This window comes from Enterobacter sp. PI-10 (assembly GCF_027947695.1).
In the GTDB taxonomy this organism is placed as follows: domain Bacteria; phylum Pseudomonadota; class Gammaproteobacteria; order Enterobacterales; family Enterobacteriaceae; genus Enterobacter; species Enterobacter vonholyi.
Map to the genome: position 1 here is coordinate 182817 of NZ_JAJNOG010000003.1, position 13829 is coordinate 196645.

13 protein-coding genes are annotated in these 13829 nt (G+C 53.2%); 9 read left to right on the forward strand and 4 right to left on the reverse strand.

Annotated features, from left to right (window positions below; genetic code table 11):
• Nucleotides 1–157: 157 nt before the first annotated feature.
• Nucleotides 158–1123 carry a glucokinase gene (gene glk, locus LRM19_RS09310; RefSeq protein WP_045285807.1) on the forward strand — a complete coding sequence of 322 codons (966 nt, stop codon included), beginning with the start codon at nucleotides 158–160 and terminating at the stop codon, nucleotides 1121–1123.
• Nucleotides 1124–1158: 35 nt separating this feature from the next.
• On the opposite strand, the gene LRM19_RS09315 is transcribed toward glk, so the two are convergent.
• Both LRM19_RS09315 and LRM19_RS09320 read right to left on the reverse strand, forming a co-directional pair.
• Nucleotides 1159–1890, reverse strand: coding sequence for a LytR/AlgR family response regulator transcription factor (locus tag LRM19_RS09315; protein WP_115875941.1), 732 nt, complete (start codon nucleotides 1888–1890; stop codon nucleotides 1159–1161).
• A 3-nt stretch (nucleotides 1891–1893) separates the two neighbouring features.
• Nucleotides 1894–3600, reverse strand: a complete 1707-nt coding sequence (locus tag LRM19_RS09320; protein ID WP_115875940.1) for a sensor histidine kinase — start codon at nucleotides 3598–3600, stop codon at nucleotides 1894–1896.
• A 386-nt stretch (nucleotides 3601–3986) separates the two neighbouring features.
• Between LRM19_RS09320 and alaC the strand changes: the two genes are divergently transcribed.
• Nucleotides 3987–5225 carry an alanine transaminase gene (gene alaC / locus LRM19_RS09325; RefSeq protein WP_023308710.1) on the forward strand — a complete coding sequence of 413 codons (1239 nt, stop codon included), beginning with the start codon at nucleotides 3987–3989 and terminating at the stop codon, nucleotides 5223–5225.
• A gap of 52 nt (nucleotides 5226–5277) precedes the next feature.
• Here alaC and ypdK read toward each other — a convergent pair whose 3' ends face one another.
• A complete protein-coding gene (ypdK, locus tag LRM19_RS09330; RefSeq protein ID WP_099458937.1) occupies nucleotides 5278–5349 on the reverse strand; it encodes a membrane protein YpdK in 72 nt (23 codons plus the stop codon).
• Between the two features lie 358 nt (nucleotides 5350–5707).
• Entirely contained in the window at nucleotides 5708–6628 is a 921-nt protein-coding gene (gene lpxP, locus LRM19_RS09335; protein ID WP_024907634.1) for a kdo(2)-lipid IV(A) palmitoleoyltransferase, read from the reverse strand.
• Nucleotides 6629–6640: 12 nt separating this feature from the next.
• On the opposite strand from lpxP, the gene LRM19_RS09340 reads away from it, so the two are divergent.
• The 7 genes from LRM19_RS09340 to hcp all read left to right on the forward strand — a co-directional run bounded on the left by LRM19_RS09340 (nucleotide 6641) and on the right by hcp (nucleotide 13735).
• Nucleotides 6641–6778, forward strand: a complete 138-nt coding sequence (locus tag LRM19_RS09340) for a hypothetical protein (RefSeq protein ID WP_159427010.1) — start codon at nucleotides 6641–6643, stop codon at nucleotides 6776–6778.
• Between the two features lie 639 nt (nucleotides 6779–7417).
• Nucleotides 7418–7915, forward strand: coding sequence for a type VI secretion system contractile sheath small subunit (gene tssB, locus LRM19_RS09345; RefSeq protein WP_111965220.1), 498 nt, complete (start codon nucleotides 7418–7420; stop codon nucleotides 7913–7915).
• 32 nt (nucleotides 7916–7947) lie between these two features.
• Nucleotides 7948–9492, forward strand: a complete 1545-nt coding sequence (gene tssC, locus LRM19_RS09350) for a type VI secretion system contractile sheath large subunit (protein WP_271368424.1) — start codon at nucleotides 7948–7950, stop codon at nucleotides 9490–9492.
• A 17-nt stretch (nucleotides 9493–9509) separates the two neighbouring features.
• The gene (gene tssK, locus LRM19_RS09355) at nucleotides 9510–10850 is read left to right on the forward strand and encodes a type VI secretion system baseplate subunit TssK (RefSeq protein WP_271368427.1); all 1341 of its coding nucleotides are present in this window, start codon (nucleotides 9510–9512) and stop codon (nucleotides 10848–10850) included.
• On the forward strand, nucleotides 10847–11536 hold the full coding sequence (tssL, locus tag LRM19_RS09360; RefSeq protein WP_223580121.1) for a type VI secretion system protein TssL, short form: 690 nt from the start codon (nucleotides 10847–10849) through the stop codon (nucleotides 11534–11536). Before tssK ends, tssL begins: the two co-directional genes overlap by 4 nt.
• Entirely contained in the window at nucleotides 11533–13239 is a 1707-nt protein-coding gene (locus LRM19_RS09365; protein WP_271368428.1) for an OmpA family protein, read from the forward strand. The genes tssL and LRM19_RS09365 overlap by 4 nt, the downstream gene beginning before the upstream one ends.
• 4 nt (nucleotides 13240–13243) lie before the next feature.
• The gene (hcp, locus tag LRM19_RS09370) at nucleotides 13244–13735 is read left to right on the forward strand and encodes a type VI secretion system effector Hcp (RefSeq protein ID WP_023325816.1); all 492 of its coding nucleotides are present in this window, start codon (nucleotides 13244–13246) and stop codon (nucleotides 13733–13735) included.
• Nucleotides 13736–13829 lie beyond the last annotated feature (94 nt).

Sequence of the window (13829 nt, forward strand, 5' to 3'; positions counted from 1 at the left end):
CTTATGGCAATAGTGCAAAAGGTGCTGAAACGGTAAAGTTATTCTGTGACGAAGATCGATAATCCACGGGCATTCACCTTCCGGTCGTTGTTGTTATCACGCCTTGAATTTACAGTGTCCCAAAGATTTATTTTGACTTTAGCGGAGCAGTTGAAGAATGACAAAGTATGCGTTGGTAGGTGATGTGGGCGGCACGAACGCGCGCCTCGCATTATGCGATGTAAGTAGTGGTGAAATTTCCCGGGCGAAAACCTATTCCGGGCTGGATTATCCAAGCCTTGAGGCCGTTGTCCGCGTCTATCTGGAAGAACATCAGGTGAGCGTTGAAGATGGCTGCATCGCCATTGCCTGCCCGATAACCGGCGACTGGGTCGCCATGACCAACCATACCTGGGCATTCTCCATCGCCGAAATGAAAAAAAACCTCGGCTTTGCGCATCTTGAAATCATCAATGACTTCACCGCGGTGTCCATGGCGATCCCGATGCTGAAGCCGGAGCATCTGATCCAGTTTGGCGGCGCTGAACCGGTCGAGGGTAAGCCGATTGCGGTCTACGGGGCCGGTACCGGCCTGGGCGTTTCACATCTGGTGCATGTCGCTCAGCGCTGGGTGAGCCTGCCGGGTGAAGGTGGTCACGTGGACTTTGCGCCTAACAGCGAAGAAGAGGGCATTATCCTCGAAGAATTGCGCGCTGAGATCGGCCACGTCTCCGCCGAGCGCGTCCTTTCAGGTCCGGGACTGGTGAACCTGTACCGGGCGATTGTGAAATCAGACGGTCGTCTGCCGGAAAATCTGCAGCCAAAAGACGTTACCGAACGCGCGCTGGCGGACAGCTGCATTGACTGCCGTCGTGCCCTGTCGCTGTTCTGCGTGATTATGGGACGCTTCGGCGGCAACCTGGCGCTGACGCTGGGCACCTTCGGGGGCGTTTATATCGCGGGCGGCATTGTGCCGCGCTTCCTGGAGTTCTTCAAAGCCTCCGGCTTCCGCGGCGGGTTCGAGGATAAAGGGCGCTTCAGAAGCTACGTGCAGGACATCCCGGTTTATCTGATCGTGCATGATAACCCAGGCCTGCTGGGGTCGGGTGCCCACCTGCGTCAGGTTCTCGGTCAGATTCTCTGATGCTTGGCCCTCTCCCGCGGGAGAGGGCTTTTTCGTTACAGGTGCATGAGCTGGCGGAACTCTTTCACCTTGCTGCGGCTCACCGGCACCTGAAAATCCAGATCCTTCAGACGCAATATATAGGTATTGTTAAACCACGGTTCGATCTCGCGGATCTTGTTTAAATTCACGCAGAACGAGCGGTGGCAGCGGAAAAAGTGCGACGCAGGCAGCTTGCTGCAAAACTCGGTGATGTTCATCGCCATCACGTAAGATTCCCGCCGCGTATAGACAAATGTCATCTTTTCATGGGCTTCGGCATAGTAGATATCATTGACCGGCGTCACGATGATGCGCTCATCTTTGACCAGATTGATGGTGTCGTTGTCCCTTATCGTTGGGCTGGCGTTAGCAGGGGCTGTCTGCTGCTGCCATGCGGCCTCCAGCTTTTGCAGCATGCTCACAATCCGCGATTCCTGGTAAGGCTTAAGGATATAGTCAAACGCCTCCAGCTCGAAGGCCTCTACGGCGTGCTCTTTCCAGGCGGTAACGAACACAATAAACGGCTTATGGGCAAACTGATTGATGTTTTGCGCCAGTAATACGCCATCCAGCGACGGAATATTGATATCCAGAAAAATGGCGTCGACCCGGTTATGCTGCAAAAACTTCAACACGTCCAGACCGTCATCAAACGTACCCACAATGTCCATCTGGCTGTGGGTGTTGATAAGCCAGGTTAGCTCCTGTTGAGCCAGAATTTCATCTTCGACAATAATAACTTTCATGGGTTACTCCACCTGGGGCAACAGTGATGTTGTCGAATGGACCGGAGAGCGCTCATTCGGGACGTAAAAAGCAATTTCGGTGCCCGGTTCAAGACGCTGAATGTGCAGTCCATCGCCGTAAAGCAGCTTGACCCGGTGGTGCACGTTCAGCAGGCCGATTTTATTTCCGGGCATCTCGTTAGACTCGACGCGCTCAATGACTTTAGGATCAATTCCGTGGCCGGTATCGCGCACGGCAATCCTCACCCGGTTTCCGCTTTCGGTGATGCTGATGGTGACCACCCCTTTGCCTTTACAGGGTTGAATGCCGTGAACAATCGCGTTTTCGACCAGCGGCTGGATAAGCAGGCTCGGGATCACGCAGTTGACCTCTTCATCAATATCGTAAATGACCGTGAGCTTGTCGCCAAAGCGCGCCTGCTCAATCGCGATGTAGTCTTTTATCTGATACAGCTCTTTTTTGATGTCGATCTGCTCGTCATCTTTCAGCTCGATGTTGTAGCGCAGATAGCGCGACAGATTAAAAATCAGCTGGCGCGCGGTGTCCGGATTAAGACGAATGGACGAGGAGATGGCGTTCAGCGCGTTAAACAGGAAATGGGGATTGATTTTGCTCTGCAGCGCGCGAAGCTCTGCCTTATTTGCCATCTCACGCAGCTGTTCTGCCCGCGAAACCTCCAGCTGAGTCGAGATAATCTGCGACAGGCCGATGGCCATCTCCTGCAGCGTCGAGGTGATCTGATGCGCGTGGCAGTAATAAATTTTCAGCGTACCCGTCACGACGCCTTTCTCCCACAGCGGGATCACCAGCATGGAGTGGATTTCCGGCGTTCGGTGGGCTTCATCATTGTTTTTAATAATGATTTTACCGTAGTTAATCGCCTGTCTGGTGGTCGGGCTAATGGTGTCATCGTTGTCGCGATAGTTGTGTTCCCCCACGCCGACGTAGGCCAGCACGTGGTCAATATTGGTGATGGCGACAGCGTCAGCATGAATGTCGTGGCGAATGATCTCGCAGACCTGACGCAATGATTCCGCGTTAACGTGACGGAAGAGCGGTAGCGTTTTGTTGGCGATATCCAGCGCCAGCTTGGCCTGACGTGCGGCGCTTGCTTCTTTTTCGCCTTCAACGCTTTGCACCAGCAGCACGATAAAGCCGATGCACACGCTGCCCAGAATCATCGGAATACCGATTTTCGAGACGATATCCAGCCCCAGCGCGGTGGTGGGGGCCCAGATAACGACCAGGATCATGGTCAGCGTTTCGCACACCATGCCCGCCACGATCCCGGCGCGCCAGCGCTGTTTTTTCGGGATTTTGCGGCTGATCCAGCCGGATAGCACCCCGGCGATAATGCTGGTGATAAAGCAGGGCACCGCCGTCACGCCGCCGATATCAATCAGATAGCGATGGGTTCCGGCAATCACGCCGGTGATGACGCCCACCCACGGGCCAAACAAAATTCCGCCGGACATCACGGCTATAATGCGCACGTTAACCAGCGAACCCTCTACCGGCACGCCTGACCAGGTGCTGAACAGGGCGAACAGGGAAAAGATAGCGGTAACGGCCAGCAGCTCTTTTGGCGAGTGTGCGGATTTGTGCAACAGCTCGCGAAACAGGCGAATACGAATGAGGAAGAACAGGCAAATCAGCATTAATGCCGCACGGTCAAAAACCGCCAGCAGCATAGTAAATATTTCGTGCACGAGTAGACCTGGGAAAACGGGAAAGAGCCATGATAAAAAACCTGACGCGTATTGACCAGCTATCCGACAGGTTTATCAAATGAGGAAAAACCATAATTTCTAAAGGGGATTGTCTGTCGGTAACGGACACGTCCTGATTTTTTATAGCCTGCGTATCGTCAGGTAACTGTTTTGATATCATCCTGTTAAATAACGGCTATCAGAAAGCCAACCCTGAAACAGGGGCTTCCGCTTTTCGGCACAGGAGGGTTCCGGTTTTCAGGCGTTCGCTTTTTTTTCACTTCCCTCTCGACAGCATCATTTTTTTCAGGTTATTTTCTAAGCATGCCACATCGGTGGCAGCGTCGCTCGGACGGTCCGGGCGCTAACGTTAATCTGAGGAATCTATGGCTGAATTCAGTCCTGAACGCCGTTTTACGCGTATCGATCGTCTCCCCCCTTATGTTTTCAATATCACTGCTGAACTGAAAATGGCTGCGCGTCGGCGCGGCGAAGATATTATCGATTTCAGCATGGGTAACCCTGACGGCCCAACGCCACCGCATATCGTTGAAAAGCTCTGCACGGTTGCCCAGCGCCCGGATACGCACGGCTACTCAACCTCTCGCGGTATTCCCAGGTTACGTCGCGCGATCTCGCGCTGGTATCAGGATCGCTATCAGGTTGATATCGATCCGGAAAGTGAAGCGATTGTCACCATCGGCTCGAAAGAGGGGCTGGCACACCTGATGCTGGCCACGCTGGATCATGGCGATACGGTGCTGGTGCCTAATCCAAGCTATCCTATCCATATCTACGGCGCGGTGATTGCCGGCGCCCAGGTCCGCTCTGTGCCGCTGGTGGAAGGTGTAGATTTCTTTAATGAACTGGAACGTGCGATTCGCGAAAGTTATCCGAAACCGAAGATGATGATCCTCGGCTTCCCGTCGAACCCAACGGCGCAGTGCGTGGAGCTTGATTTCTTCGAGAAAGTTGTTGCGCTGGCTAAGCGTTATGACGTGCTGGTGGTTCACGATTTAGCCTATGCTGACATCGTCTATGACGGCTGGAAAGCCCCGTCGATTATGCAGGTCCCGGGCGCGCGTGACGTGGCGGTAGAGTTCTTTACACTGTCGAAAAGCTACAACATGGCGGGCTGGCGTATTGGCTTTATGGTGGGTAACAAAACGCTGGTGAGCGCACTGGCGCGCATTAAGAGTTACCACGATTACGGCACCTTCACGCCGCTGCAGGTCGCGGCTATCGCTGCCCTGGAGGGCGACCAGCAGTGCGTTCACGAGATTGCCGCCCAGTATAAGCGCCGCCGTGACGTGCTGGTAAAAGGCTTGCATGAAGCGGGCTGGATGGTGGAAATGCCGAAGGCGTCTATGTACGTCTGGGCAAAAATTCCGGAACCGTACGCGGCGATGGGATCGCTGGAGTTTGCCAAAAAACTGCTCCAGGATGCAAAAGTGTGTGTCTCGCCTGGCATTGGATTCGGTGATTATGGCGACACCCATGTGCGATTTGCCCTGATTGAAAACAGCGACCGTATTCGTCAGGCGGTGAGGGGCATCAAGAGTATGTTCCGGGCCGATGGTCTTCTCACCTCAAAGAGCGTCGCAGAACATCCCGCATCGTCATGACATAAAAAAACAGGAGCCGATGGCTCCTGTTTTTTTGACTGCATGTTCTTCACTAAATCATCAGGGCAAAGGTTCCGGCCCAGACTAAAACAATCACCGAAATGCCCATAAAGAAATATTTCACGTTTCATCGCTCCGCGTATCTTGTGGTACGCATATAAAAACAGAGTCCACCTGATTATAGAGAGCTGAAATCCGGTCAAAACGAAAATGAGAATTTTCCCGTTACGCCGCTGACTCCAGCTCAGAATTCTGTGCTTTCCTGTTGCCAGACGGCGCTAATGTACGCCTAAAAATGAAGGGTGACAAGAGGGATTTTTTTAAATAATTTCCGCTACTTACGAGTGTCGTGGAACGGCGACAGTTTGATTTCACAACGCAATAAATTCACTTTGAGCGACGCAATGAGTGACGGGTTTTCAGCGGGAAGACAGGTGATTGAAAAGGTTAGTTTCTTAGCGAAACTAACCTTCATGAAGAGCTTAAATATAGAGCGAGGCTTCGCCAAGAGGGCGTGTTTTGAAACGACGATGCATCCACAGATACTGCTCTGGAGCACGCATGATTTCAGTTTCGATGACTTTATTGATAAACGCTGCGGCTTCGCACTCGTTTTCCGGATAGTTAGCCATTTCAGGGGAGATGTGCAGACGGTAGCCTGATTTATCTGCTTTTCTCACCATCGTCACGGTCAGCATGGAGGCGCCCGATAATCGAGAAATGACAAAGGTACCGTTAGTCGTCGCAACGTCTTTCACCGCAAAGAAGGGGGCAAAGCTGCTGCCTTTACGTCCATAATCCTGATCGGGTGCAAACCAGACGGCCTCTCCTTTCTTGAGAGCGCCGACCATACCGCGCAGATTGTTACGGCTGATCATCGCCTTATTGGAACGCATGCGGCCACGCGTCTGGACCCACTCCATCAGAGCGCTGTTGTGCGGTCTGTAAGTTGCCATCATTGGCTGACAAAGCCCCATCACGCGGCCACCCAACTCCAGCGACATAAAGTGAACGCCGACGACCATCACGCCGCGTTTTTGCATCTGCGCGCGTTTCAGATTATCCAGTCCTTCCACGTCAAACCACTTGCGGACACGCTCATCCGGCCAGAACCAGGCCATGCCCGTTTCAAGCAGCGCCATGCCGATAGACTTGAAGTTTTCAGCAATGAGTTTCTCGCGCTCTTCGGCATTGTACTGCGGAAAACAAAGCTCAATATTTTTACGCGCGATGGATTCGCGTCGTTTCAGGAAAACGCGGGAAGCGCTGCCCAGTTTCGACCCCAGCAAGCGCAGGACAGGGTATGGAAGTTGAACCAGCAGCCAGAGTACGCCAAGACCAAACCATGTAAACCAGTAACGCGGGTGTAAAAACGCGCGTTGAAATTTGGATTGAGACAAAATAGTAGAACCTATATGAAGCCTGTAAAGGTAGCGCAGAGTTTGCGATACGACGTGCCGATAAGACCGTTCTTCAAGGTGATGGTTGCAGGCTTTACCGAACTTTACGGCGTTGCCTGGCCACTGCTGATTTGGGCGGGCGGCGTAATGTAGCACCGTTATACGATATGTGCTATTACTCGTTTTTGATTAAAAAAGCGGCAGCTAAGGAGGTGTTTGATTTTACAGATTTTATCGACTTTCACATAGAAAGCGCCTTTCCTCCCCCAGCGGAACGCAGTAGCGTTAGCGTTCAGAAAGAAAGCGTAACGAAAAAAATGCGTCGTTGATTTTCGCCAAATTAAATATTTACGCGTTTATTTATCCCTTCATATAATACTTAAGAATTTTCTTTATGAAAATTCTTAAGTATTATTCATGCTGTCAATGGAGTGGTCGCCTTCTTTCCTCGATTACGTTCCCCTTTTAATCGTGCCGCAATAAGTTATTGCAGTTCTTTAGCGTTTTTTGGCGTGGTGCTGTGATGCAAATCAAAACAAGATGTTTTTATTAACATCTCTCTGGCTGCAATCCCTTCTGCGATACAAATATTCGATTTGTGCGAAAAGAGCAGTTTCTTTTTCTGAGTTAATTAGGCAATTTGCGATAATGTATTAGAGGAAAATTCTTAAGAAAATTCTTGTCGTGGATAAATGATCTGTGTATTTGATTTTGTTTCGATCATTATTCTATTATTGCGCATCAAGAACGACACCGTGAAGTTGGCATAGCTAAACAAAGAGGGATGATTAAATGGCTGACAGTTTTCAGAATGAGGTGCCTAAGGCACGTATTAACCTGAAGCTTGACCTGCATACTGGCGGAGCAAGCAAGAAAATGGAATTACCGTTGAAATTGCTTGTTACAGGTGATTTCAGTAATGGACAGGAATCTGCACCAATATCAGAGCGTGAAAAAGTTAATATCAACAAAAATAATTTTGATAGCGTTCTTTCCGAATATTCCCCAAAAGTTAATCTGGCCGTTAAAAATACGCTGTCTGAAGATGGCGGTGAGGACAACATTCAGCTGACTTTCCAGAGCATGAAAGATTTCACGCCAGAGCAGGTGGCGGCCCAAATTCCACAGCTGAAGGCGATGCTGGCAATGCGCAATTTGCTCCGCGATCTGAAGGCCAACCTGCTGGATAACCAGACTTTCCGAAAAGAACTGGAGAAAATCGTTCTTGACCAGACGCTTAGTGCTGAGTTGCGAAATGAGTTATCCGCGCTGGCTTCAAAAAAACCTTAATCATCATGCTGTTTTAACGGATTAATCAAGGAATGCTCATGTCTGTACAAAATAATACTGCTGGCGGGGAAAGCGTGGTGCTGGAACGCCCTGCTGTGGGTGGGGTGTACGCCTCACTGTTTGAGAAAATCAATCTGAACCCAGTCTCTGAGCTGAGCGCGCTGGACATCTGGCAAGATGCGCAGGCGATGTCGGATGCGACCGCTGACGAGCGTCTGACCGCAGGTATGCAGGTCTTTCTGGAATGCTTGACCAAGGCTGGCTCGAAGGTCGAAAAACTGGATAAAAGCCTGATCGATCACCATATCGCTGAGCTCGACTACCAGATAAGCCGCCAGCTGGACGCCGTTATGCACCATGAAGAGTTTCAGTCGGTTGAGAGCCTGTGGCGCGGAGTGAAGTCGCTGATTGATAAAACAGATTTTCGCCAGAACGTAAAAATCGAGCTTCTGAGCATGTCTAAAGAAGAGCTGCGCCAGGACTTTGAAGACAGCCCGGAAGTCATCCAGAGTGGTTTGTATAAACACACCTACATTGATGAATACGATACCCCGGGCGGCGAGCCGATTGCGGCGTTGGTTTCCGCTTATGAGTTCGATGCTTCAGCGCAGGATGTCGCTCTGCTGCGCAACATCTCAAAAGTATCTGCGGCTGCACATATGCCATTTATCGGCTCGGCAGGCCCGAAATTCTTCCTCAAAGAATCAATGGAAGACGTCGCTGCGATTAAAGATATTGGTAACTATTTTGATCGCGCCGAGTATATCAAGTGGAAATCGTTCCGCGATACGGACGACGCTCGCTACATCGGTCTGGTGATGCCGCGCGTACTGGGACGTTTACCGTATGGCCCGGATACCGCTCCGGTTCGCAGTTTCAACTATGTAGAAGAAGTCAAAGGTCCGGATCACGACAAATACCTGTGGACGAATGCATCGTTTGCCTTCGCTTCCAACATGGTGCGTAGCTTTATTAATAACGGCTGGTGTGTCCAAATCCGTGGCCCGCAGGCCGGCGGTGCGGTTCAGGATCTGCCTATCCATCTTTATGATCTGGGGACAGGCAATCAGGTAAAAATACCGAGCGAAGTGATGATCCCTGAAACGCGTGAATTCGAATTCGCGAATCTGGGCTTTATTCCGTTGTCCTACTACAAAAACCGCGACTACGCCTGCTTCTTCTCAGCAAACTCCACTCAGAAACCGGCGCTGTATGACACCGCTGATGCAACGGCCAACAGCCGTATTAATGCGCGTCTGCCGTACATCTTCCTGCTGTCGCGTATTGCCCACTACCTGAAGCTAATTCAGCGCGAGAACATCGGTACCACCAAGGATCGTCGACTACTGGAGCTGGAACTGAACACCTGGGTCCGCAGTCTGGTGACCGAAATGACCGACCCGGGCGACGAGCTGCAGGCGTCTCATCCACTGCGTGATGCAAAAGTGGTGGTGGAAGATATTGAAGATAACCCAGGCTTCTTCCGCGTGAAATTGTATGCGATTCCACACTTCCAGGTGGAAGGGATGGACGTCAACCTGTCGCTGGTTTCCCAGATGCCGAAAGCGAAATCGTAATAACAGGCAGGAAGCCGATGAAAACGGAACAACCGTTATGGGGTAGGGGCATTATGGTCGCTCCCCAGCATTTTCAGCAACAGGTCGCTTATGCGGCCTGGTCTGCCGAGTGTATTGCCCGGCTGGGCCTCTCCTGCCCGTGGGGGGTTATAAATGCTACCTTCGAGCCGAAAGCTCTCAGGCTTGGACGTCTGCAGGCCCGTCATCTGCATATCCGTTTTCAGGACGGTACGCTGATTGATACAGACAATGCTGATTCGCTGCCACCGGTACTGTCGCTTGAAAGCGAATCGCAGGAGGTGACGGTGGTACTAGCGCTCCCGCTACTGCGGGCAAACGGCGGCAACTGCCTGAAATCCGATGAGGTGGCCGAGCGTCCGGTGCGATATCGTCAGCGCTGGCGGGATGTACGCAATACCTTTGGGGAAGACACTCGTCAGATTGCCGTGATGCAGCCGGAACTGACGCTGCGTTTTGCGCATCAGAACAACAGCGATTATCTGACTTGTCCGGTCGCCCGCCTGCAGCAGGACTCACAGGGGATGTGGTTACTGGATGAGACGTTTCTGCCTCCGCTGTTGACCCTCCAGGGCAGCCGTTGGCTGGTAACTCAGCTGGAACAGCTGATGACCCAACTGCGGGCCCGACTGTGCCGTCTGATGGCAATGCGGCGTGAAAGCAATGAGCGTATGGCAGACTTCGCCGTGGCTGATGTATCACTGTTCTGGCTGCTAAATGCGCTGAACAGCGCCGATCCCGTGCTCGGACAGTTTCAGCGATACCCGCAAAGCCCACCGGAGCGACTGTACCCGGAGCTGGCCCGCCTGGCGGGCAGCCTGCTGACCTTCTCGCTTGAGCATCAGGTGAGTGCTATTCCGGTCTGGCAACATGAGCAACTGAATAATGTCTTCCCGCCGCTGTTTGATTTACTGGGCGATCTGCTTGAAGCCAGCCTGCCGTCACGCGTGGTGGCCCTGGCACTCGACTATGACCCACGGCTGCACTTCTGGCAGGCTCGCCTGCATGACCCGCGTCTGCGCGAGGGGGCTGACTACTATCTTTCTGTGCGCTCACCGATTCCGGTGGCGCAACTGCAGGAGCAGTTTCCTCGCCAGTGTAAGGTGGGCAGCCCTGACCATGTGCGGGGGATCGTCAACTCTTCCCGCGTGGGCGTGCCGCTGACGCCGCTGCGCCATGTGCCAGCCGCCATTCCACTGCGCCTGGAAAATCAGTATTTCAGTCTCGATCTCTCCCATCCTCTGGCGACTGACATGCTCCAGAGTGGGACATGTATGTTTTACGTCCCGGGAATGCTCGGCGAGCCTGAACTTGAACTCTTTGCGGTATTGAGAACATGAGTGAACGTAAACACGGCGCGGTCGTGTCTGTTGATATTGACGCACTGCTGCAGGATACCTGGCTTCAGGTCATCAGCCTTCGCTATGGCCCGCAGTTTCAGGAAGGAGAAGGTCGGGTCTTGTGGGAACGCTGTATCGCTGATGTGGAACGCGTTCAGCGTGAACTGAAAGCGAGTGAACTCGATGAAGCCAGCTGTAAGCATATCCTCACTGCACAATGTGCATTGCTTGATGAGGCAGTCAAAGGGCGCGGTGTAGAGGATGATGCTTGTGTGCAGTGGTATGACATTCCTCTGCAGGGACACTTCCTCGGCACAATGGACGCGGGTGACACTTTGTGTGACAGGATGCGCGATATGCTGCGTGAACCTGCACCAGACAATGCCGTACTGACCTGTTTCCAGCGTGTAATGATGCTCGGATTTCTGGGAAACTTTCGCTCGCTGAACGATCCAGAACGCCAGAAGCTGGTCAGCGCCCTCAATGAACGTGTTATGCCGTTCAGCTATCCGCAGACTCACCCTGTTCTGGCAGAAAGCCGCACGGGGCGCGGGGCGGGTGGCTGGCTGGCGTCATGGCCCGCGCGCATAGGTCTGAGCGTGATTGTTCTTGCTGCACTCTGGTGGGGACTGGATCGCTGGCTCGATCAGATGCTGCTGACCCTGTTGCCGGGAGTCGCAAAATGAGTCCTGTACAACAGCGCGTTCTTGCGCTGTGGGCCGCCCTGCTGAGTGCCTTGGTCTGTCTGGCTTTTCTGCCGGTATCCCGGCTGGCTTCAGTGCTCGTTTTGCTGGCGATGTTCGGGGTTATCGTCGCGTTCTGGTATATCGCCAGATTTCGTAGGGAGCATGACGTCACCCTGCATCTGGATGACCTTCCTGAAACCACTTACCGTCAACCCGTGGTGCTGGTTTGTGGCGATATGCCTCTGACCTGGCCGCAACAGTCACCGGTACTGATGGTCACGCAGGGATGCTGGATCCGCGTTGAGGACCATCAGGATCTGGAACATGTAGCCCGTCAGATTCTGTGGCAAAGTCCGGACTGGGGGCGTCAGCTGTCGGTGATGGTCAGTGTCTGCCCGCAGAAACACGTCGACAGCGAAGCCCTGACAAGTCGTCTGCTGGCTTTGCGCTGGCAAATCAGCCAGTTGCGTAAAGAAACGGGACATTCTGTGCCATTGATTCTGAATGGCCAGATCGGCAGTGCGATGACGGATGACATGCTCTGGCAGGCCGCTATTCCGGGTGAAGGGTGCACTGTCTGGCGTGAGTCGAATGCGCCTTGTTCGATCGCCGCGTGGGTCACCACTGGTGGTGCGCCTGTGATGCAGCAGCAGGTGCTGATGAATAGCCTGATGAGCTGGTTCCATCAGCATGTCCAGGCGGTATTCATCGATGAGAATCCTGATGTTCCGGCCATTGCGCCTGCAGCGTTGCTGTGGGGAATGGGGCCGATTCTTGCCGGAAGCCTTGCGTCCTCTGCCTGGACGGCGTGGTTATCACGTCATACTGCCATGCAGCAGGTAGCCGGCTGGCAACCGGTAGGGACGGACAGTACGGTGATATCACCCTTCCCGGATTTCATCCTGCCGCTGTTACCGGAAGGAAGTGGACTTACTCCCCGGACCCGCACCTGGCGCTGCGCCCTTGGTCTTTTCACCCTGGCGGCCATCGCCGCGGTGCTCAGCAGTGGCTGGAACAATCGCCAGCTGCTGCATCGCGTGAGCTTCGATATAGCCCGTTACGACAGCCTCTCCATCGATGATTATGGCCCGAAGGCTACCGCCGTTTCGGTCCTTCGCGAGAATGCGGCGCTGCTGGATGACTATGCACGTAACGGTGTACCGGCCCGGTTGGGTCTGGGGCTTTATCAGGGAGAACGTCTACGGATGCCCCTTCTGGAAGCGATCCGCTCGTATGTGCCGCCGCCCCCTAAACCGCAGCCAGCCCCAAAACCGGTTCCGAAAATAGTAAGGCTGGACAGCATGTCGCTGTTCGATACCGGCAAGTTCGTGCTGAAAGCCGGCTCTACCAAAATGCTGGTGAATTCACTGGTTGGCATTAAAGCGAAGCCAGGCTGGCTGATTGTCGTGTCAGGGCATACCGATAACACCGGCAATCCGCAGTTGAACCAGACGCTGTCTCTGAAGCGCGCCGAAGCGGTACGCGACTGGATGCGGGATACCGGCGACGTACCCGAAAGCTGTTTTGCGGTGCAGGGCTATGGCGAAAGCCGCCCTGTCGCAACCAACGACACCCCGGAAGGGCGTGCGCTTAACCGCCGTGTCGAAATTAGTCTGGTACCGCAGGCGAACGCCTGTCAGATACCCAGCAAACACCCGGCGTCATCGCAGGATGATGGCGCTTCACTACACAATGGAGAGTAATTCCATGGCAATTCCTGTTTATCTTTGGCTGAAGGACGACGGCGGCGCGGACATCAAAGGGTCTGTTGACGTTCAGGATCGTGAAGGCAGCATCGAAGTGGTCGCTCAGGAACATAATCTGTACATCCCGACCGACAACAACACCGGCAAGCTGACCGGTACCCGTATCCATACCCCGTTCCTGTTTACCAAGGAAATCGATTCCTCCAGCCCGTACTTGTACAAGGCGGTGACCACCGGTCAGACCCTGAAATCCGCTGAATTCAAGTGGTACAAAATCAACGACGCGGGCCAGGAAGTGGAGTACTTCAACACCAAACTGGAAAACGTGAAGGTAGTGAAAGTGAATCCTGAAATGTATGACATCAAGGATCCTTCTAAAGAGAAGCACAACCACCTTGAACGCGTTGAACTGCGTTACGAAAAAATCACCTGGACCTACAAAGACGGCAACATCATTCATTCCGATTCCTGGAACGAACGCGCCACGGCGTAATCCTGATGCGGGCAGGTTTTCCTGTCCGCAGTTTTTTGCTGAGTGCCTGAGATGCGGGCACTCAGCAAAGAAAAAATCTGCCTGCCTGACCTTA

Excerpts from the sequence above, each read along its gene's own strand:
- glk (WP_045285807.1), top strand. The coding sequence starts at position 158 with ATGACAAAGTATGCGTTGGTAGGTGATGTGGGCGGCACGAACGCGCGC.
- LRM19_RS09315 (WP_115875941.1), bottom strand. The coding sequence starts at position 1,890 with ATGAAAGTTATTATTGTCGAAGATGAAATTCTGGCTCAACAGGAGCTA.
- alaC (WP_023308710.1), top strand. The coding sequence starts at position 3,987 with ATGGCTGAATTCAGTCCTGAACGCCGTTTTACGCGTATCGATCGTCTC.
- LRM19_RS09340 (WP_159427010.1), top strand. The coding sequence starts at position 6,641 with ATGAAGCCTGTAAAGGTAGCGCAGAGTTTGCGATACGACGTGCCGATA.
- tssB (WP_111965220.1), top strand. The coding sequence starts at position 7,418 with ATGGCTGACAGTTTTCAGAATGAGGTGCCTAAGGCACGTATTAACCTG.
- tssC (WP_271368424.1), top strand. The coding sequence starts at position 7,948 with ATGCTCATGTCTGTACAAAATAATACTGCTGGCGGGGAAAGCGTGGTG.
- tssK (WP_271368427.1), top strand. The coding sequence starts at position 9,510 with ATGAAAACGGAACAACCGTTATGGGGTAGGGGCATTATGGTCGCTCCC.
- tssL (WP_223580121.1), top strand. The coding sequence starts at position 10,847 with ATGAGTGAACGTAAACACGGCGCGGTCGTGTCTGTTGATATTGACGCA.
- LRM19_RS09365 (WP_271368428.1), top strand. The coding sequence starts at position 11,533 with ATGAGTCCTGTACAACAGCGCGTTCTTGCGCTGTGGGCCGCCCTGCTG.
- hcp (WP_023325816.1), top strand. The coding sequence starts at position 13,244 with ATGGCAATTCCTGTTTATCTTTGGCTGAAGGACGACGGCGGCGCGGAC.